Source organism: Streptomyces sp. NPDC002499 (genome assembly GCF_053595415.1).
Map to the genome: position 1 here is coordinate 93359 of NZ_JBSFXO010000013.1, position 20755 is coordinate 114113.

Annotated in this window: 15 protein-coding genes; 10 read left to right on the forward strand and 5 right to left on the reverse strand. The window is 70.8% G+C overall.

Features of this window, described 5'->3' with window-relative positions; genetic code table 11:
• Positions 1 to 61 precede the first annotated feature (61 nt).
• Entirely contained in the window at positions 62 to 1060 is a 999-nt protein-coding gene (locus ACWD5F_RS33800; RefSeq protein ID WP_451260183.1) for an aldo/keto reductase, read from the reverse strand.
• 75 nt (positions 1061 to 1135) lie between these two features.
• Here ACWD5F_RS33800 and ACWD5F_RS33805 point away from each other — a divergent pair, with 75 nt between their 5' ends.
• The 6 genes from ACWD5F_RS33805 to serA all read left to right on the forward strand — a co-directional run bounded on the left by ACWD5F_RS33805 (position 1136) and on the right by serA (position 11167).
• Positions 1136 to 2086 (forward strand): 2-hydroxyacid dehydrogenase, encoded by a 951-nt coding sequence (locus ACWD5F_RS33805; protein ID WP_451260184.1) that lies wholly within the window; start codon positions 1136 to 1138, stop codon positions 2084 to 2086.
• A 453-nt stretch (positions 2087 to 2539) separates the two neighbouring features.
• Positions 2540 to 5593, forward strand: coding sequence for a putative bifunctional diguanylate cyclase/phosphodiesterase (locus tag ACWD5F_RS33810; protein WP_451260185.1), 3054 nt, complete (start codon positions 2540 to 2542; stop codon positions 5591 to 5593).
• A gap of 238 nt (positions 5594 to 5831) precedes the next feature.
• Positions 5832 to 7688, forward strand: a complete 1857-nt coding sequence (locus ACWD5F_RS33815; RefSeq protein ID WP_401722583.1) for an acetolactate synthase large subunit — start codon at positions 5832 to 5834, stop codon at positions 7686 to 7688.
• 20 nt (positions 7689 to 7708) lie between these two features.
• Positions 7709 to 8236, forward strand: a complete 528-nt coding sequence (gene ilvN / locus ACWD5F_RS33820; protein ID WP_123997556.1) for an acetolactate synthase small subunit — start codon at positions 7709 to 7711, stop codon at positions 8234 to 8236.
• 109 nt (positions 8237 to 8345) lie between these two features.
• Entirely contained in the window at positions 8346 to 9344 is a 999-nt protein-coding gene (ilvC, locus tag ACWD5F_RS33825) for a ketol-acid reductoisomerase (protein WP_401722585.1), read from the forward strand.
• Positions 9345 to 9577: 233 nt separating this feature from the next.
• Positions 9578 to 11167, forward strand: a complete 1590-nt coding sequence (gene serA / locus ACWD5F_RS33830; RefSeq protein WP_401722588.1) for a phosphoglycerate dehydrogenase — start codon at positions 9578 to 9580, stop codon at positions 11165 to 11167.
• Positions 11168 to 11286: 119 nt separating this feature from the next.
• Here the strand turns inward: serA and ACWD5F_RS33835 are convergent, their stop codons facing one another.
• Positions 11287 to 12792, reverse strand: coding sequence for an MFS transporter (locus ACWD5F_RS33835; RefSeq protein ID WP_451260186.1), 1506 nt, complete (start codon positions 12790 to 12792; stop codon positions 11287 to 11289).
• A gap of 97 nt (positions 12793 to 12889) precedes the next feature.
• On the opposite strand from ACWD5F_RS33835, the gene ACWD5F_RS33840 reads away from it, so the two are divergent.
• On the forward strand, positions 12890 to 13471 hold the full coding sequence (locus ACWD5F_RS33840) for a TetR/AcrR family transcriptional regulator (RefSeq protein WP_451260187.1): 582 nt from the start codon (positions 12890 to 12892) through the stop codon (positions 13469 to 13471).
• Here the strand turns inward: ACWD5F_RS33840 and ACWD5F_RS33845 are convergent.
• Positions 13428 to 14687 carry an MFS transporter gene (locus ACWD5F_RS33845; protein WP_451260188.1) on the reverse strand — a complete coding sequence of 420 codons (1260 nt, stop codon included), beginning with the start codon at positions 14685 to 14687 and terminating at the stop codon, positions 13428 to 13430. The two genes, ACWD5F_RS33840 and ACWD5F_RS33845, sit on opposite strands and share 44 nt — an antisense overlap.
• Before the next feature lie 47 nt (positions 14688 to 14734).
• Here ACWD5F_RS33845 and pdxR point away from each other — a divergent pair, with 47 nt between their 5' ends.
• Entirely contained in the window at positions 14735 to 16150 is a 1416-nt protein-coding gene (gene pdxR, locus ACWD5F_RS33850) for a MocR-like pyridoxine biosynthesis transcription factor PdxR (RefSeq protein WP_451260189.1), read from the forward strand.
• A gap of 9 nt (positions 16151 to 16159) precedes the next feature.
• Here pdxR and ACWD5F_RS33855 read toward each other — a convergent pair whose 3' ends face one another.
• Both ACWD5F_RS33855 and ACWD5F_RS33860 read right to left on the reverse strand, forming a co-directional pair.
• Entirely contained in the window at positions 16160 to 16831 is a 672-nt protein-coding gene (locus tag ACWD5F_RS33855) for an HAD family hydrolase (RefSeq protein ID WP_451260190.1), read from the reverse strand.
• Between the two features lie 2 nt (positions 16832 to 16833).
• Positions 16834 to 18018, reverse strand: a complete 1185-nt coding sequence (locus tag ACWD5F_RS33860) for a PucR family transcriptional regulator (protein ID WP_451260191.1) — start codon at positions 18016 to 18018, stop codon at positions 16834 to 16836.
• Positions 18019 to 18158: 140 nt separating this feature from the next.
• Between ACWD5F_RS33860 and ACWD5F_RS33865 the strand changes: the two genes are divergently transcribed.
• Both ACWD5F_RS33865 and pruA read left to right on the forward strand, forming a co-directional pair.
• On the forward strand, positions 18159 to 19085 hold the full coding sequence (locus ACWD5F_RS33865; protein WP_451260192.1) for a proline dehydrogenase family protein: 927 nt from the start codon (positions 18159 to 18161) through the stop codon (positions 19083 to 19085).
• A gap of 38 nt (positions 19086 to 19123) precedes the next feature.
• Positions 19124 to 20755, forward strand: coding sequence for an L-glutamate gamma-semialdehyde dehydrogenase (pruA, locus tag ACWD5F_RS33870; protein ID WP_451260193.1), 1632 nt, complete (start codon positions 19124 to 19126; stop codon positions 20753 to 20755).

Genomic DNA, 20755 nt, shown 5'->3' on the forward strand with positions numbered 1-20755 from the left:
CCCGATCTCCGTCAGGCGATGCACGAACGAAGTGGGGCGGGCCCGATCCCGCAGGGTCTTCTCACTCCCACGACCCCTGCGCCGAGGGCAGCTCCTTCACCTCGGTCAGGTCCTGCGAGGTCAGGCGCAAGGCGGCCGCCGTCGCGTTCTCCGTCGCCCAGCGCTCCCGCTTCGTGCCCGGCACCGGGACGACATGGCTGCCCCGGGTCAGGACCCAGGCCAGGGCCACCTGGGCCGGGGTGACGGCGTCGCCGTGCCGGGCGGCTATCCGGCGCAGGCCGGCGACGATCGGCTGGTTGGCGGCCATCATCTCGGCGGTGAAGCGGGGATGGCGGGCGCGGACGTCGTCCGACTCGAAGCCCTCGCCGGGAGTGAGCGTGCCGGTCAGGAAACCGTTGCCGAGCGGCATCGCCGCCAGGAAGCCGACCCCGCGCGCCTCGCACCACGGCAGCAGCGAGTCGAGGGCCTCCGGCGACCACACGGACAGCTCCGCCTCGACGGCGCTCACCGGGAACACCTGCTGGACGCGGCGCAGTTGGCCGAGCGTGGTGTCGTGCAGGCCGGTGCCCGAGCGGCGGCCGGCCCGCGCGCCCACCGCGCACAGGCCCAACGCCCTTACCTTGCCCGCCTGTACGAGGTCCGCCATCGCGCCCCACGTCTCCTCGACGGGAACTTCCGGGTCGGCCCGGTGCAGCTGGTAGAGGTCGATCACGTCGGTCTGGAGGCGGCGCAGCGACGCGTCGCAGGCCCGTCTCACGTACCCGGGGCGACCGTTGGCGACGATGTGCTGCTCGCCCACGAGCAGGCCGACCTTCGTCGACACGAAGGCCTCCGCGCGCCGCTCCCGCAACACCCGCCCCAACAGCAGCTCGTTGGTGAACGGGCCGTACATGTCCGCGGTGTCCAGCAGGGTCGAGCCCAGGTCCAACGCCCGGTGCACCGCCCTGACCGACTCGTCGCCCCGCTGCCGGGACCCGCTGTAGGCCCAGCTCATCGGCATGCACCCAAGGCCCACGGCCCCCACCGCGAGTGCCCCCGCGCCGATCGTCCTGCGCTCCACCTGCTCGTGACCCTCCCTCTGCCGAGCCCCCAACCTAACCTCTGCGCTTCCGGCCACCTGACATAGCCTCCTGACATGACTGCTGACGTGTGGCTTCCCATCCCGCCGGAACAGATTCAGGGCCTTCCCGAAGGCCCGAACTACCTCTTCTGGAACGGCGAAGAAGACTTCCCGGCGGACCCGGCGGGGTGCGCGTACTACGTCGTCCCCTACATGAAGCCCGCCGAGGTCCTGCTGCGTCCGCTGCCCGGGCTGAGCTCCGTCGAGGTCGTGCAGACGCTGTCGGCCGGCATCGACACCCTGGAGCCGGGACTGAAGCACCTGCCCGCGGGCGTGCGCGTGTGCAACGCGCGTGGGGTGCACGAGGCGAGCACCGCGGAACTGGCGCTCACCCTGATCCTCGCCTCGCTGCGCGGGGTGCCCGACTTCGTCCGCGGCATGGACCGGGGGGAGTGGCGCGGCGGGTTCCGGCCGGCGCTCGCCGACCGGAACGTGCTCATCGTGGGGCACGGATCGATCGGCTCCGCGATCGAGGACCGGCTCACTCCGTTCGAGGTCGCGCGGGTGGCGCGCGTCGCGCGCTCCGCGCGCACCACGGAGCGCGGACCGGTGCATCCGCTCACCGAACTGCCCGCGCTGCTGCCCGAGGCGGACGTCGTCATCCTCATCACGCCCCTCACCGAGAGCACCCGTCACCTGGCCGGCGCCGACTTCCTCGCGCGCATGAAGGACGGCGCGCTCCTGGTGAACGTCTCCCGCGGCCCCGTGGTCGACACCAAGGCGCTGCTCGCCGAGCTGGAGAGCGGCCGCATCACCGCGGCCCTCGACGTCACCGACCCCGAACCCCTGCCGAGCGAGCACCCGTTGTGGCGGGCTCCGGGTCTGCTCATCAGCCCCCATGTCGGCGGTCCCACGTCCGCGTTCCTGCCGCGTGCCAAGCGTCTGCTCGTGGACCAGTTGACCCGATTCGTGAACCGGGAGCCGCTGCGCAACGTGATCCTTACGACAGGCGCAAACAGCGCGTGACCCCTACGAGTTGAGCGTCGCGCGCGCCATCCGCGCGACCGGTGCAACGGGCGCGTAATCCGATTCCGGTACCCTCCGCAACCTTCCGGATGCGGTGGGTGCATCCAACTCCGTTGGCCGTCACGGAGCGTAGAGGAACTATGTCCCTGAGTGACGAGACTGGTGTATCGTCCCGACAGGGGCTGCGCCGTGCACCGTTCGGCGCCGGGGATGGACATTGAGACTGTGAGGGGGGCGACGGGCGATGCACGGCCTATGGACGAACGACCCGACGCGGCGGGGTCGCCGGCGGCGACCCTGGCGTGCCACCGCGCGCAGACGCGGTCACCATGGCAGTCACGGCTGCCGGCACAGCCATCACCACCGCAGGCACAGCAGCAGCCGCAGAAGGCATGCGCATCCAGCGCACCGGGACCCGCGGGACCCGGGAGCGACGCGGACCGGGAGGGCCCGGTGAGCTCGCCACGGCCTTCCGCGACCACCCTCGACGGAGCGCTGCGGGCACAGCCTTCGTCCGGGACGCCGCTGCCTCGTCCGCCGGCCGTCGGCGGGCTCAGCCTGGTCCACCAACTCGTCCTGGCCCTGGTCTGCGCGGGATACGCCGTCGGTTCCGCGCTCGGCTGGGGTTCGGAGCAACTCGCCCTGATCATGGGCGACTTCGGGCTGAGCGCCGCGGCGGGCACGGCCGCCGTGTCCTTGTTCGTCCACACGCGCAGCCGCCGTATCCGCTTTCGACCCGCCTGGCTGCTGTTCGCCCTCTCCTCGGCGATGGCGGCCCTGGGCAACGGAGTCTGGGGGTGGTACGAGGTGGTCCTGGGCCGCCAGGTGCCCACGCCCAGCTTCGCCGATCTCTTCTTCCTCTGCTTCGCGCCGCCCGCCATCGTGGGGCTGCTGGTGCTCGCCAAGCGGCCCGTGACGAAGGCCGGTTGGGTCTGCCTGGGGCTCGACGCCTGGCTGATCGGCGGCTCGCTGCTCACCCTGTCATGGAGCCTCGCACTCGCCCAGGCCGCCAAGTTCGACGGACCCAGCGTCGCGCACACCGCGCTGTCGCTCGCGTACCCACTGCTGGACATCGCCCTGGTCAGCATGGTGCTCGCGCTGCACTTCAGGCGCTCGTCGGTCAACCGCACCGCGGTGAACACCGCCATCGGCGCACTCGCCCTGACGGTGATGTGCGACGCCCTGTTCACCTCACCGCTGCTGCACAACAACTACCGCTCGGGCCAACTCCTGGACGCGGGCTGGTTCGCCGGCTCCCTGCTGCTCGCCTACGCCCCCTGGGCCACCCCCCGTCATCCGGCGGACGGCGACCGGTGGGCCGGCGACGGGCACACGCGCGTGGTGCACGAACACCTCCCCGGACCGCGCGGTGGCACCCACCAGCACCACGCCCCCGCACCGGGCGGCGAGAGCGGCCGCTATCCGGCCGCCCGGCCCATCGCCGGCTCGCTGGCCGCCCTCACGCCCTATCTCGCCGCCGCCGTCTGCACGTTGGGGATCCTCTACAACGTCCTCAACGGCCGCAGCGTCGACCGCGTGGTGCTCCTCACCGGCGGCACCGTCGTGCTCGCCCTCGTGGTGCGCCAGGGCATCATGCTGCTCGACAACATCACCCTCACCCAGGAACTGGCCCAGAAGGAGAACCACTTCCGCTCCCTGGTCCAGGGCTCCAGCGACGTCATCATGATCGCCGCACCGAACGGCATCCTGCGGTACGTCTCCCCGGCCGCCGCCGGGGTCTACGGCCGGCCCGCCGAGGAACTGGTGGGCACCGAACTGGCGCATCTCATCCACCCGGAGGACCTGGGCTGCGTGGTGCACGAGGTGCGCCGCTTCCTCGCCGCGGGACCGCCCGAGGAACCCATCACCCGCATCGAGTGCCGCTTCCGCTCCGGCGACGGGGGCTGGCTGAACGTCGAGTCCACGGTCAACCGCCACCAGGGCGGCCTGATCTTCAACAGCCGGGACGTCACCGAACGCGTGCGCCTCCAGGCCCAGTTGCAGCACAACGCCGAACACGACCCGCTCACCGACCTGCCCAACCGCGCCCTGTTCACCCAGCGTGTCCAGCAGGCGCTGTCCGGCCGCCGCGTCTCCGACCGGGGCGCGGGACTGCGCGGCACGGCCGTCCTCTTCATCGACCTCGACGGCTTCAAGGCCGTCAACGACACCATCGGCCACCAGGCCGGTGACGAACTGCTCGTCCAGGCCGCCCGCAGACTCCAGGACGCCGTCCGGCACGGGGACACCGCCTCCCGGCTCGGCGGCGACGAGTTCGCGGCCCTGATCGTCGGCGACGGCTCCCGGGACCGTACCGCCAGGGAGCGCCACATCCTGGAGCTCGCCGACCGCCTCAGGGTCACGCTCTCGCAGCCGTACCTCATCGACGGCAACGATGTCCGGGTCGCCGCCTCCATCGGTGTCGCCTTCGCCGAACCGGGCCTCGGCGCGGGCGAGTTGCTGCGCAACGCCGACCTCGCCATGTACCGCGCCAAGGCGGGCGGCAAGGGCCGCGTCGAGCTGTACGCGCCCCAGATGCAGCAGGACGTCGTACGGAAGGCGGAGCTGGCCACGCGCCTGCGGGCCGCGCTGCACGACGGCGAGTTCGCCCTGCTGCACCAGCCTGTGGTGAGCCTGGCGGACGGCCGGATCACGTCGGTCTGCGCCCAGGCGCGCTGGCGGTCCTCCCAGGGGGTGCTGTTCACCCCCGCCGAGTTCCTGCGCGTGGCCGAGGACAGCGACAAGACGCAGGAGCTGGGCCGCTGGATCCTGGAGGAGGCGGTCGAACAGGCCGCCGAGCGCACCGCCACGGGCCTGTCCGTGCCCGTGGGGGTCAAGATGAGCGCCCGGCGCCTGCTGGACCGGTCGATGCCGCTGGGCACGATAGAGGCCCTGCTGACCCGGCACGGCCTGCCCTCCGGGGCCCTGGTGATCGAGCTGTCGGACACCGACCCGCTGGTCTCCCTGGACGAGCTGGAGCGGCGGCTGGGCGCGCTGCGCAGGCTCGGCGTGCGGATCGCCCTGGACGGCTTCGGCAGCGGCTACGCGGCGATCACGGCGCTGCGCAGGCTCCCCGTCGACGTGCTCAAGCTCGACCGCGGTCTGGTCGAGGGCGTCGTCGAGTCCGCGCGGCTGCACAAGATCACCAGCGGGCTGCTCAGGATCGCCGGCGACCTCGGGCTGCAGTCCGTGGCCGACGGCGTGGATCTGCCGGAGCAGGTCGTGGCGCTGCGCGCGATGGGCTGCACGCACGGACAGGGCATGGCGTTCTCCGGCCCGCTGGACGAGTACCGGCTGCGCCGGGCGCTCGGTTCGGGCCACTACCCGGTACCGCACGGTCCGGCCGAACCCGCGTTCGCGGGCGGCCTGCGAGAGCCCGTCGGGCGCCCAGGAGGTGAACTGACCATGGACAGGGGAGCGGGGGTGTACACAGGAGGTGTGCCCGCCGTTCTGGGAGGCGGGAGCGGTCTGCGCTCACATAATGAGACTCCCGTCCCACCCGCTTGACACGTGGTGCGTGCCGGGGGGAGGGTCTGTGCCATGCGCACCCGAATTCTCGTACTTGGAAAGCGCGTCGGCTGAAGCTGGTGACCTCCGGACGGACCCGGAACTCCCAGCGACCCACTCCCGGCGCGCTCCCCTCGCTTGCCTTACGGCACGAGGGGTTTTTTGTTGCACAAGTGCCCGTCGCACACCGCTTGAACACCGCACAAACCTCGCAAAAACCCTCAGCATCGAGAAGAGAATGCCGATGACCGAGCAGGCCACCGGGGCCCACCATCCGCAGCCGCGGCCCCGATCCGGAGGACACCAGTCCGCACCCGAGCACGTCACGGGCGCGCAGTCCCTCATCCGCTCTCTCGAGGAGGTCGGGGCCGACACGGTATTCGGCATTCCCGGCGGTGCGATCCTTCCCGCCTACGACCCGCTGATGGACTCCACCAGGGTCCGTCACGTCCTGGTCCGCCACGAGCAGGGCGCCGGACACGCGGCCACCGGCTACGCGCAGGCCACCGGCAAGGTCGGCGTCTGCATGGCCACCTCGGGCCCCGGCGCCACCAACCTGGTCACCCCGATCGCGGACGCGCACATGGACTCGGTGCCGCTCGTGGCGATCACCGGCCAGGTCGCGTCCAAGGCGATCGGCACGGACGCCTTCCAGGAGGCGGACATCGTCGGCATCACGATGCCGATCACCAAGCACAACTTCCTGGTCACCAAGGCCGAGGACATCCCGCGGACGATCGCGGAGGCCTTCCACATCGCCTCCACCGGCCGCCCGGGCCCGGTCCTGGTCGACATCGCCAAGGACGCCCTCCAGGCCCGCACCACCTTCAGCTGGCCGCCCGCCACGGACCTGCCCGGCTACCGCCCGGTGACCAAGCCGCACGCCAAGCAGATCCGCGAGGCCGCCAAGCTGATCACCGCCGCCAAGCGGCCCGTCCTCTACGTCGGCGGCGGCGTCATCAAGGCCCACGCCACCGCCGAGCTGAAGGTCCTCGCAGAACTCACCGGAGCGCCCGTCACCACCACCCTGATGGCGCTCGGCGCATTCCCCGACAGCCACCCGCTGCACGTGGGAATGCCGGGCATGCACGGTGCGGTCACCGCCGTCACCGCGTTGCAGAAGGCCGACCTGATCGTCGCCCTCGGAGCCCGCTTCGACGACCGCGTCACCGGCAAGCTGGACAGCTTCGCCCCGTACGCGAAGATCGTCCACGCCGATATCGACCCCGCCGAGATCGGCAAGAACCGCGCCGCCGACGTGCCGATCGTCGGGGACGCCCGCGAGGTCATCGCCGACCTGGTCCAGGCCGTGCAGAAGGAGCACAGCGACGGCCACACCGGCGACTACAGCACCTGGTGGAAGGACCTCAACCGCTGGCGCGAGACCTACCCGCTCGGCTACGAGCAGCCCGACAACGGCTCGCTCTCCCCGCAGCAGGTCATCGAGCGCATCGGCCAACTCGCCCCGGAGGGCACGATCTTCGCGGCGGGCGTCGGCCAGCACCAGATGTGGGCCGCGCACTACATCCAGTACGAGAAGCCCGCGACCTGGCTCAACTCCGGTGGCGCCGGGACGATGGGCTACGCGGTCCCGGCCGCGATGGGCGCCAAGGCCGGCGCGCCGGACCAGACGGTCTGGGCGATCGACGGCGACGGCTGCTTCCAGATGACCAATCAGGAACTCACCACCTGCGCCCTGAACAACATCCCGATCAAGGTCGCCATCATCAACAACGGCGCCCTCGGGATGGTCCGCCAGTGGCAGACCCTCTTCTACAACCAGCGCTACTCCAACACCGTGCTGCACAGCGGTCCCGACGCGGACGGCAAGCAGCCGAGCGCCGGCACGCGCGTCCCCGACTTCGTCAAGTTGTCGGAGGCGATGGGCTGTTACGCGATCCGCTGCGAGTCCCCGGACGACCTCGACAAGGTGATCGAGGAGGCGAACTCGATCAACGACCGCCCGGTCGTCGTCGACTTCATCGTCCACGAGGACGCGATGGTGTGGCCGATGGTCGCGGCCGGCACCTCCAACGACGAGGTCATGTTCGCCCGGGACGTCCGCCCCGACTTCGGCGACAACGAAGACGACTGAGAGAGAGCCGAGTCAGACCCATGAGCAAGCACACCCTCTCCGTCCTCGTCGAGAACAAGCCCGGTGTCCTCGCCCGGATCACCGCCCTGTTCTCCCGGCGCGGATTCAACATCGACTCGCTCGCCGTCGGTGTCACCGAGCACCCCGACATCTCCCGCATCACGATCGTGGTGAACGTGATCGAGGAACTCCCCCTCGAACAGGTCACCAAGCAGCTCAACAAGCTCGTCAACGTGCTGAAGATCGTCGAACTGGAGCCGGGCTCCGCGGTTCAGCGCGAACTCGTTCTGGTGAAGGTGCGCGCCGACAACGAGACGCGCTCCCAGATCGTCGAGATCGTCCAGCTGTTCCGCGCCAAGACCGTCGACGTCTCCCCGGAGGCCGTCACCATCGAGGCCACCGGAAGCAACGAGAAGCTGTCCGCCATGCTCAAGATGCTGGAGCCGTTCGGCATCAAGGAGCTGGTCCAGTCCGGCACGATCGCGATCGGCCGGGGCGCGCGCTCCATCACCGACCGCTCGCTGCGCGCCCTGGACCGCTCCGCGTAAGGCCGAATGCGGGCGGCCCGGCCGCCCGCATTCCGAGACCCCCGGACTTCGATGACGCCCGCCGTCATACGGTGGGACGCAACACCTGCACTCAAGGAGAGAACCCAAAGTGGCCGAGCTGTTCTACGACGCCGACGCCGACCTGTCCATCATCCAGGGCCGCAAGGTCGCGGTCATCGGATACGGCAGCCAGGGCCACGCCCACGCGCTGTCGCTGCGCGACTCGGGTGTCGACGTCCGAGTCGGCCTGCACGAGGGCTCCAAGTCCAAGGCCAAGGCCGAGGAGCAGGGTCTGACCGTGCTCAACCCGACCGAGGCCTCCGCCTGGGCCGACGTCATCATGATCCTCGTCCCGGACCCGATCCAGGCCCAGGTCTACGAGGAGCACATCGCCCCGAACCTGAACGACGGCGACGCGCTGTTCTTCGGCCACGGCCTGAACATCCGCTTCGACTTCATCAAGCCCCCGGCCGGCGTCGACGTCTGCATGGTCGCGCCCAAGGGCCCGGGCCACCTCGTGCGCCGTCAGTACGAGGAGGGCCGCGGCGTTCCGTGTATCGCGGCCGTCGAGCAGGACGCGACCGGCAACGGCTTCGCGCTCGCGCTGTCGTACGCCAAGGGCATCGGCGGCACCCGCGCCGGCGTCATCAAGACGACCTTCACCGAGGAGACCGAGACCGACCTGTTCGGTGAGCAGGCCGTTCTCTGCGGTGGTACGGCCGCGCTGGTCAAGGCCGGTTTCGAGACGCTGACCGAGGCCGGCTACCAGCCCGAGATCGCGTACTTCGAGTGCCTGCACGAGCTGAAGCTGATCGTCGACCTCATGTACGAGGGCGGCCTGGAGAAGATGCGCTGGTCGATCTCCGAGACCGCCGAGTGGGGCGACTACGTCACCGGCCCGCGGATCATCACGGACGAGACCAAGGCCACGATGAAGCAGGTCCTCGCCGAGATCCAGGACGGCACCTTCGCCCGTGAGTGGATGGCGGAGTACCACGGTGGCCTGAAGAAGTACAACGAGTACAAGCAGAAGGACGCCGAGTCCCTGCTGGAGACCACCGGCAAGCAGCTCCGCAAGCTGATGAGCTGGGTCGACGAAGAGGCGTAGGCCTCGGGGCCGAGGGGCCGGAGCGAGCGCTCCGGCCCCTTTGTCCAACCCGTCGGATCACGGACGGGTGATCCTTCCGCAGAGGCGCAAGACGCCGTTCGCCGCGCCACTACACTGCCGTACTACATACGCGTCAGGCCCACAGCGTCGTGCGTCTCCAACGCGGTCAGTACCTCCACCGCCTGCGGCCGTCGGGACGGCCGTCCGCACGCAATGGACTTGTGAGGACTCACGTGAGCTCGAAACCTGTCGTACTCATCGCTGAAGAACTGTCGCCGGCGACCGTGGACGCGCTCGGCCCTGACTTCGAGATCCGGCACTGCAACGGAGCGGATCGAGCCGAACTGCTCCCGGCCATCGCCGACGTCGACGCCATTCTGATCCGCTCCGCCACCAAGGTGGACGCCGAGGCGGTCGCCGCGGCGCACAAGCTGAAGGTCGTCGCACGAGCCGGCGTCGGCCTCGACAACGTCGACGTCTCCGCCGCCACCAAGGCCGGCGTGATGGTCGTCAACGCCCCGACCTCCAACATCGTGACCGCCGCCGAACTCGCCTGCGGTCTCCTCCTCGCCACGGCCCGCCACATCCCGCAGGCCAACTCCGCGCTGAAGAACGGCGAGTGGAAGCGCAGCAAGTACACGGGCGTGGAGCTCGCCGAGAAGACGCTCGGCGTCGTCGGCCTCGGCCGCATCGGCGCGCTCGTCGCCCAGCGCATGTCCGCCTTCGGGATGAAGGTCGTCGCCTACGACCCCTACATCCAGCCCGCGCGGGCCGCGCAGATGGGCGTCAAGGTACTGACCCTGGACGAGCTCCTCGAGGTCTCCGACTTCATCACCGTCCACCTCCCCAAGACCCCCGAGACGGTCGGCCTGATCGGCGACGAGGCGCTGCGCAAGGTCAAGCCGAGCGTGCGCATCGTCAACGCCGCGCGCGGCGGGATCGTCGACGAGGAGGCGCTGTACTCGGCGCTCAAGGAGGGCCGGGTCGCCGGCGCCGGCCTCGACGTGTACGCGAAGGAGCCCTGCACGGACTCCCCGCTCTTCGAGTTCGACCAGGTCGTCTCCACCCCGCACCTCGGCGCCTCCACGGACGAGGCGCAGGAGAAGGCCGGTATCGCGGTCGCGCGTTCCGTACGGCTCGCCCTCGCCGGTGAGTTGGTCCCGGACGCGGTCAACGTGCAGGGCGGTGTCATCGCCGAGGACGTCAAGCCGGGCCTGCCGCTCGCGGAGCGCCTGGGCCGTATCTTCACCGCGCTCGCCGGCGAGGTCGCGGTCCGCCTCGACGTCGAGGTCTACGGCGAGATCACCCAGCACGACGTCAAGGTGCTCGAACTCTCCGCGCTCAAGGGCGTCTTCGAGGACGTCGTCGACGAGACGGTGTCGTACGTCAACGCCCCGCTGTTCGCGCAGGAGCGCGGCGTCGAGGTACGGCTGACGACCAGCTCGGAGTCGGCCGACCACCGCAACGTGGTCGTCGTGCGCGGCACCCTCGGCAGCGGCGAGGAGGTCTCCGTCTCCGGCACGCTGGCCGGCCCGAAGAACCTCCAGAAGATCGTGGCCGTCGGCGAGTACGACGTCGACCTCGCGCTCGCCGACCACATGGTCGTCCTGCGGTACGAGGACCGTCCCGGTGTCGTCGGCACGGTGGGGCGCATCTTCGGCGAGTCCGGCATCAACATCGCCGGCATGCAGGTCTCGCGGTCCGTCGCGGGCGGCGAGGCGTTGGCCATCCTGACCGTGGACGACACGGTTCCCGCCGGGGTGTTGGCGGAGGTCGAGGTCGAGATCGGCGCGACGTTCGCCCGCTCGGTGAACCTGGTCTGAGGTGACCGTCGGTCTGGGGGCTGCCGCCCCCAGGCCCCCGCTTCGGCCCTGAACGGGCCTCGTCCTCAAACGCCGGACGGGCTGACCAAGGTCAGCCCGTCCGGCGTTCCGCGTGCCCCTCAGTTGTCATCCACGCGAATGCTTCGCAGCGCCCCCGTCGCCAGTACCGCCGCCCCCGCCAGCAGTACCGCCCCCGCGATCGAGGCTCCCTGCATTCCGTTGGTGAACGCCTCGCGGGCCGCCGTCGCCAGGGCATCTCCCGTGTGCCCCGGCAGCCGGCCGGCGATGGCCAGCGCGCCGCCCAACGTCTCGTGGGCCGCGCTCGGGGCCGAACTCGGAATGTCGTGGCGGTAGATGGCCGTACCGATCGAACCGAGGACCGCCATCCCGAGCGCGCCGCCGAACTCCGCGCCCGTCTCCATCAGTGAGGACGCCGAGCCCGCCCGCTCCACCGGCGCGCTGCTCATCGCGAGGTCGGTGATCTGGGAGATGACCATGACGATGCCGGAGGCGAGCACGCCGCAGGCGGTCAGGACGAGCCAGAGCGAGTCGGTGCCGGCGAGGGCCAGCAGGGCGTAGCCGGCGGCGCCGATCACGAAGCCCGCGGTGACGACGTAGGCGCGGTTGACGCCCTTCTGGACGAGGCTCGTGGCCAGCGGGGCCGCCAGGCCGATCGGCACCGAGGGGAGCAGCGCCCACAGGGCCGCCTCCATCGCGCTCTTGCCGAGCACCGACTGCAGGTACTGCGTGGTGAAGAAGGCCGAGCCCATCATCGCGAACGAGGCGACGAGGTTGAGGCCGACCGAGGGCGCGAAGCCACGGCCGCGGAACAGTGCGCGGTCGATCATCGGGGAGGCCGCGGTGCGCTGGCGGTGGACGAAGAGGGCCGCGAACACAAGGCCTACGACGATCGAGGCGACGTACTGGACGTGCCAGCCCTCGGACGGGATCTCCTTGAGGCCGTAGATGACGGGGAGCACGGCGGCCATCGAGAGGGGGACGCTCGGCCAGTCGAAACGGCCGGGGTTCGGGTCCTTCGACTCGGGGAGCAGGAACGGGCCGATGACCAGCAGCAGCGCCATGGCCGGCAGGTTGATCAGGAAGACCGAGCCCCACCAGAAGTACTGGACGAGTACGCCGCTGAGCACCGAGCCGAGCGCGATGCCGGCCGTCATCACGCCGGACCACAGGCCGATCGCCTTCGCCCGCTGGCCGGAGTCGGTGAACATCGTGCGGATCAGCGCCATGGTCGACGGCATCAGGGTCGCGCCGCCGAGGCCGAGGACCGCGCGGGCGGCGATGAGGGTCTCGGCGCTGTTCGCGTAGGCCGCGATCAGGGAAGCCGTGCCGAAGGCGGCGGCGCCTATGAGCAGGAGCCTGCGGCGGCCTATGCGGTCGCCGATCGAGCCCATCGTCATCAGCAGGCCGGCCAGGACGAAGGCGTAGATGTCGAAGATCCACAGCTGCTGGGTGCCGCTGGGTTCGAGGTCGGCGCTGATCGAGGGGATGGCGAAGTAGAGGACGGAGACGTCCATCGAGACCAGCAGCAGCGGGAGCATCAGCACGCCGAGCGCGGTCCATTCACGGCGGCCGGCACGTACGGGAGTCGCGGGAGTCGTTGTCATGGCAGGAACTGTACGAGCGTATTAAACGCTTGTCTAGAACGATTGTATAAATCACGCGTCTAGGACGGCTGTATGGATCCGGGGTAGCCTGGCCCGCATGGGACACCGTGAGGATCTGCTCGAAGGCGCCAAGCGCTGCCTGTTGGAGAAGGGGTTCGCGCGGACGACGGCGCGCGACATCGTGAAGGAGTCGGGGACCAACCTGGCCTCCATCGGCTACCACTACGGCTCGAAGGACGCCCTGCTCGCGCAGGCCTACCTCGCGCTGGTGGAGCGGGCGGCCGACGGCTTCGAAGGGGCCGACGGAGGGGAGCCGGTGGGCCCGCCCGGTTCGCTGGAGCGGTTCCGGGCCGTGTTCTCGAACATCGTCTCCACCATGAGCGGGCCCGGTTCGATGTGGCGGCTCGGCATGGAGGTCATGACCATGGGCGACAAGATGCCCGAGGTGCGCGACCAGTTGACCCGGGCCCAGCGCGAGGGCGGGCGGGGCATGGTCGCGCTGATGACGAGCGTGCCCGAGGCGGAGGTCTCCGACGAGACCGCCGATTCCCTCGGCGGCTTCTACATGACCCTGATCACGGGACTCATCGCACAGTGGACCTTCGACCCGAAGACCGCACCGGACGCCGAGAGGCTCACCGAGGGTCTGCGTCAAGTACTGGAGGGTGTACGGCGGTAACGGCGCCGTCGGCGGTGGGGGTGCTGGTGATCCGGCGGTCGCGCAGGGCCGGCGCCAGCGCGCCCAGCATCAGCAGTGCCGTCACGGCGAACGCCCAGGGGTACCCGGTGACCCCCGCCAGGATGCCGAAGCCCGCGGCGCCGACGCCCATGCCACCGTCGTAGGCGAGGTTCCACAGCGCGCTGACCGTGCCGAAGGACGACGGGGAGACGCGGGCGTACATCAGGGTCAGGGTGGCGTTCTGGGCGAGGCCGAAGCCGGCTCCGAAGACGGCGGCGCCCGTGACGACGGCGATCGCGCTGCCGGTCGCGGCGGTGATCAGCAGACCGGCGGCGGACAGGAGCAGGCCGGGCACGACGAGCCGGGCGCTGCCGTGCCGGTCGCCGTAGCGGCCCGCGACCCAGCGGAACAGGGTCGAGGACGCCGGCTGTACGAACAGGGCCACCGCGACCACTCCTGCCGACGCCGACGGGACGGCCAACGGCAGGAAGGTGACCAGGATTCCGGTGGCCGTGGCGGTGGCCGCGAAGACGATGACGGGCCGGAGCAGGGCGCCCGTGCGCAGTCCCCGGAACACCCCCACCGATTCCTCCGACTTCGGCTGCCGGTCCGGCAGTCCGAGGACGGAGACGATCGCCGCGAGGGACGCGGCACCGCCGAGCACGGCGACGGTCCCGTACCCCGTGTGCGTGACCAGCCACAGGCCCAGGGGCAGCGCGATCAGCGACGGCACGCCGGACACCACACCCACCAACGCCAGCCCCTCGCCCCGGCGTTCGGCCGGGATCAGCGTGGCGGTCAGGGCGCCGCCCGCGACGATCGTCAGTGCGAAACCGAGTCCGCGTACGAGGCACACGGCCACGATCCAGGCCACGTTCCCGGAGACGGTCAGCACCAGGGCGGGGGCGCCGAGCAGGAACAGCCCTGCCATAAGGGTCACCCGGTAGCCGAAGCGGGCGACGAGCCGGGGAGTGACCAGTTCACCGAGAACCGTGGCCGCCATCAGGGAGCCGGTGGCCAGGCCCGCCGCACCGCCGCCGCCCGCCTCGGCCGCGTAGGCGGGGACCACCGACAGCAGCAGGAAGAAGCTGAGACTCGCGCCGATCATGCTGACGAAGCGGAGGAGGAGGGCCCGGCTGAGCAGGGGCGGACGGGCGGGCTTCGGGAGGGAGGTGTCCGTCGAGGCCGCGGGCTGGGTGTTCGGCGAAGTCGTCATGCCAATGACGTTAGAGAGGGACCGGATCGCCGGTAAGCTCCAATTCCATGCCAGTGCAGTGGGCCGGTTTGTCGCCCGAGCTGCTCCTGGCCGTCGACCGGGACGGCGGGGAGCGGCTCTGCGCGCAGTTGGAACGGCAGGTGCGCGACGCCATCCGCTCGGGCCGGCTCCAGGCCGGCGAACGGCTCCCGTCCTCCCGTGAACTCGCCCGCGAACTGGGCCTGTCCCGCGGTCTCGTGCAGGACTGCTACGCCCAACTCCAGGCCGAGGGCTACCTGGTGACCCGGGTCGGCTCGGCCACCCGCGTGGCGGCCTGCGCGCAGGTGAAGCAGACCCCCGAGGCGCCGCCGCGGAATCCCGCCCCCCACCCCCTCGCCGACTTCCGCCACGGCGTCCCGGACCTGGGCTCCTTCCCGGTCTCGGACTGGCTCTGGGCGACCAGGGAGGCGGCCCGCGCCATGCCGGTCGCGGACCTCGACTACGGGGATCCGCGCGGGAGTTCGGCCCTGCGTGAGATCGTGGCCGGCTATCTGCGCCGGGTGCGCGGAGCCGCCGCCGACCCCGCGCACACCCTCGTCTGCTCCGGCTACGCACAGGGCCTCGCCCTGACCCTGCGCGTCCTGGCCCGGGCCGGCGTACGGGCCGTGGCGTACGAGGACCCGGGTGGTCCGGGCACGGCGAGAGCGGCGGCGGACGCGGCGGGGTTGGTGGCGGTCCCCGTACCGGTCGACGAATCGGGCCTCGACGTACGGGAGTTGGACGCGACCGGCGCCCGCGCGGTGATCGTGACGCCGGCGCACCAGTGGCCGACGGGGGTGGTGCTCGCTCCGGAGCGCCGGCACGAGCTGGTCGAGTGGGCCGCGCGCAGGGACGCGTACGTCATCGAGGACGACTACGACGCGGAGTTCCGCTACGACCGCGAACCCGTCGGCGCCCTCCAGGGGTTGGCGGCCGACCGGGTGATCTCCATCGGCACGGTGAGCAAGTCCCTGGCCCCCGCCCTGCGCATCGGCTGGCTGCTGTCCCCACCCGCGCTCACCGAACCGCTCACCGACCTCAAGAACATCGCCGACCGCGGCTCACCCACCCTCGACCAGCTCGCCCTCGCCCGCCTGATCGAGTCCGGCCGCTACGACCGTCATCTGCGCCGCATGCGCACCCTGTACGCGACCCGCCGCACCGCCCTGGTCGACGCCCTCGCCCAACACGCCCCGGCGGTACGCCTGTCGGGCCTCGCGGCGGGCTTCCACGCCGTGGCCCATCTCGTGCCGGGCACGGACGAGGAGACGGTCGTGACCAGGGCCAGCGGGCGGGGAGTCGGCCTGTACGGCATGAGCGCGTGCCGGGCCTCGGGGGCGACGGATCCACCCCAACTGGTCCTGGGGTTCGGCAACGTGACGGATCGTGGAATCGCGGAGGGGATCGCCGAGGTGGCGGATCTGTTTCAGCCGACGAGCAGTTGACGGACGGGGTCAGCGGGCGAGCAGGTGACGGACGGCGGTCGCGGTATCCGGCGCGATCCGCGTGGGCCCGTATGCCGCTTCCGTCCATGACCGCCCGCCCGACACCCACACGCTGGGAACGCCCACGCCCGATGCCCCGAGGACGTCGGCGTGTGCGGAGTCTCCGATCATCCAGGCGTCGTTCAGGGACGCCCCGACGGAGTCCGCCGCCGCGTGGAAGATCTCCGGTGCGGGCTTCTTGTGGCCGACCGCCTCGGAGATCACCCAGCCCTGCACGAGCCGGTCGAGTCCGGTGCGGCGGATCTTCGTCTCCTGCTGGGCGCCCCGGCCGTTGCTGACGATCACGCAGGTCCAGCCGGCCGAGACGGCCTCGCGGAGTGCGTCACGGGTGGCCTCAGCGAGGGTCACGCGGTCGGCGGCGCCCCCGTCGAGCAGCGCGTGGACGGCTGCGCCGAGGTCTTCGGTGCCGTATTCGCTGGAGCCGCCGCTTCCGTCGTATCGCTCGATCATGACCCGGGCGACCTCCTCGCGGGGCGTGTAACCACTCGCGTCCAGGGTCGTCAGCCAGGTGAGGTCAGTGGCGGGCAGTGCGTGCTCGGCGAGGAAGGCACCGGCGGCGGCCCGGAACGCGGCGTCGCGGTCGATCAGGGTGTTGTCGAGGTCGAGCATCAGCAGGGGCATGGCTACAGCCGTGCCCCCTTCAACCCCATGTGCAGCAGCAGTCGGTCCTCGCCGTCGTCCAGGTCCAGGCCTGTGAGCTGCTCCACCCGCGACAGCCGGTAGTACAGCGTCTGCCGGTGGATGCCCAGCTCCGCCGCGGTGCGGCCGGCCTGGCCCGCGCAGTCGAGGTAGATCTCCGCCGTGCGGGCCAGTTCGCGGTGGGCGGGGGCGAGGAGGGGGGCGACCGCCGGGTCGTGGGCGGAGTCCGGGGGGAGCGAGGTCAGCAGACGGAACGGGCCGATGTGCGCCCACTCGGCGACCGGCCCGAACCGCGGCTCCGCCAGCGCGGCCCGTGCCGCCGCCGAGGCCTCCCGCCAGGCCGCCCCCAACTCCGCGATCCCGACCCGCCCGGCGGCGACCCCGGCGGCGGCCACCGCATCGGGCCCCAACAACCGCGCCGCCGCCGACGTGGCCGGAGTGAGGGTGTCCGTCGAGCGGAGGCGGACCAGGAGCGCGAGGGCGTGGGTCGTCGTGCCCCAAGGGACCGTGCAGAGGGCTGTCGCGCCCGGGATCGTGCGGACCGACGGGGCGTCGGAGGGGTCCGGTGAGGGCCAGGGGGCCACGCAGACCACCGTGTGCGGGCCGTTCGCCCGGGGGCCGAGGGCCGTGCGCAGTTCGGCCACCGCCATGTCCCGCTGCCAGCCGCGCTCCGCGGTCAGTACCGCCCGCAGCTCCCGCGTCAGGTCGGCCCCGTGCTGTGCCTCGTCGGCCAGGAGGTCGCCGATGCGGCCGGTCACCCGCATGGCCGCCGTCAGTTGGTCCTCGGTGGGTCCGGGCTCGTCCTCCAGGAGCCAGACGTAGCCGAGGACGACACCGCGGTGGCGGACGGGGAGGCAGATCCGCCCGCGATAGACACCCGCCTCGGGGGTGCGCGGGATGCGGACCGGGCCGGTGGCGCGGGTGATGCCGAAGCCCTCGAACCACGTGCGGACCGTGGCCGTGGAGCGCCGGGTCAGGATCGAGCGGGTGCGTACGGGGTCCAGCGCGGACGCGTCGAGGTCGCCCTCACTGTCGTACGCACCGAAGGCGATCAGCTCGAAGTCGCGGTTCTCCAGGGTCGCCGGGGCGCCGAGGAGCTCCGAGATCTCGTCGACCAGCTCTTGGTAGTCGCCGGTGGAATCGGTGGTCACCCGGGCATTCTCCCGCATTCCCGCGCCGATTCCCGGCTGCCTTCATACATCTGTCTGAGATCTGCGGCACGGATGCGTGACAGCTGTCGATGGCCGACGATCGGAGGGGTCCCTAGGTTTCACGGTGGTCCTGTCTGCTGGTTCTGTGGAGGTGCCCCGTGCTGGGTCCCGTGATTCTCGCCGCCTCGCGCAGCGATCGGATGCGTCGGCTGATCTCGGCCGCGCCGGTGACCAAGCAGGTCGTCGACCGCTTCATCCCCGGTGAGACCGTGGACGAGATCGTGCCGATCGTCCAGGACCTCACCGACAAGGGTCTCGAGCTGACGATGGACGTCGTCGGCGAGGACATCACCACCCCCGAGCAGGCCGCCGCCGCCCGTGACGCCTATCTGGCCCTCGTCGACCGGCTCAAGGAGCTGGAGCTGGGTACGCGGGCCGAGATGTCCATCAAGCTCTCGATGTTCGGGCAGGCCCTCGAAGGCGGTCACGAACTCGCCCTCGCGAACGTCCGGCCCGTCGTCGAGGCCGCCGCCGCCATCGGTACGACCGTCACGCTCGACGCCGAGGACCACACCACCCTCGACTCGATGTTCGCGATCCACGAAGAGCTGCGGAAGGACTTCCCGCAGACCGGCTGCGTCATCCAGGCCTACCTCTTCCGCACCGAGACCGACGCCCGCCGCCTCGCCGAGGCCGGCAGCCGGGTGCGGGTGGTGAAGGGCGCCTACAAGGAGCCCGCCGAGGTCGCCTACCAGCAGAAACACGAGATCGACAAGGCGTACGTCCGGATCCTGCGGATCCTGATGGAGGGGTCCGGCTACCCGATGATCGGGTCCCACGACCCGCGCCTCATCTCCATCGCCCAGGAACTCGCCCGGCGCGCCGGCCGCAAGCTCGACGAGTACGAGTTCCAGATGCTGTACGGAATCAGGAGCGACGAGCACCTGCGCCTCGCCGCCGAGGGCCACCGCATGCGCGTCTACACCGCCTACGGCACCGACTGGTACGGCTACTTCATGCGGCGCCTCGCCGAGAAGCCCGCCAACCTCCTCTTCTTCGCACGATCCACCCTCACCAAGGGCTGACCCGAACACCCGCTCACGTACAAGGAGTTACGGATCTCATGGACGCTGTGACCCAGGTCCCCACCCCCGTCAACGAGCCGGTGCACGGCTACGCCCCCGGCTCGCCGGAGCGCGCCCGTCTCGAGGCCAAGCTCAAGGAGCTGGCCGAGAACCCGATCGACCTGCCGATGACCATCGGCGGCGAGCGGCGGATGGGCGGCGGCGAGCGCGTCGACGTCGTCCAGCCGCACAACCACAAGGCCCGGCTTGGCACTTACGCCAACGCCACCCAGGACGACGCCCAGGACGCGATCGACGCGGCCCTCGCCGCCGCGCCCGCCTGGCGCGCGATGGCCTTCGACGACCGCGCCGCGATCATCCTGCGCGCCGCCGAACTGCTCTCCGGCCCCTGGCGCGAGACCCTCGCGGCCTCCACCATGCTCGGTCAGTCCAAGACCGCCCAGCAGGCCGAGATCGACTGTCCCTGCGAGCTCGTCGACTTCTGGCGCTTCAACGTCAAGTACGCCCGCGACCTGCTCGCCGAGCAGCCCCCGGCCAACTCCCCGGGCGTCTGGAACCGGCTCGACCACCGCCCGCTCGAAGGCTTCGTCTACGCGATCACGCCCTTCAACTTCACGGCGATCGCGGGCAACCTGCCGACCGCGCCCGCCCTCATGGGCAACGTCGTGGTGTGGAAGCCGTCCCCGACGCAGACCCACGCGGCCGTGCTGCTCCTGCAGTTGCTGGAGGAGGCGGGGCTGCCCAAGGGCGTCATCAACCTCGTCACCGGCGACGGCATCGAGGTCTCGAAGGTCGCTCTTGAGCACCGCGACCTCGCCGCGATCCACTTCACCGGGTCCACCAAGACCTTCCAGCACCTGTGGAAGACGGTCGGCACCAACATCGAGAAGTACCGCACCTACCCGCGCCTGGTCGGCGAGACCGGCGGCAAGGACTTCCTCGTCGCCCACCCGAGCGCCGACCGGGCCGTGTTGAAGACGGCGCTGACCCGTGGCGCCTTCGAGTACCAGGGCCAGAAGTGCAGCGCCACCTCGCGCGCCTACATCCCGGCCTCCATCTGGAACTCCGGCTTCAAGGAGGAGTTCGCGGCCGAGGTCGACTACCTGACCATGGGTGACGTCACCGACCTCGCCAACTTCGTCGGCGCGGTCATCGACGAGCGCGCGTTCGCCAAGAACAAGGCGGCCATCGACCGCGCGAAGGCGGACCCCGACTGCACGATCGTCGCGGGCGGTTCGTACGACGACTCGGTGGGCTACTTCGTCCGCCCGACCGTCGTCGAGTGCAGTGACCCCGACAACGAGGTGTTCCGCACCGAGTACTTCGGCCCGTTCCTCGCCGTGCACGTCTACGAGGACGAGAACTACGACGAGATGCTGACCCAGATGGAGGCGGTCTCCGACTACGCGCTGACCGGCTCGGTCATCTCCAACGACCGCGCGGCGGCCGCGTACACGATGGAGAAGCTGCGCTACGCGGCCGGCAACTTCTACATCAACGACAAGTCCACCGGCGCCGTCGTCGGCCAGCAGCCCTTCGGCGGCGGCCGCGCCTCCGGCACCAACGACAAGGCCGGCGCCCCGCAGAACCTGATGCGCTGGACCCTGACCCGCGCCATCAAGGAGACGCTGGTCGCGCCGACCGACTACGGCTACCCGCACATGGGCTGA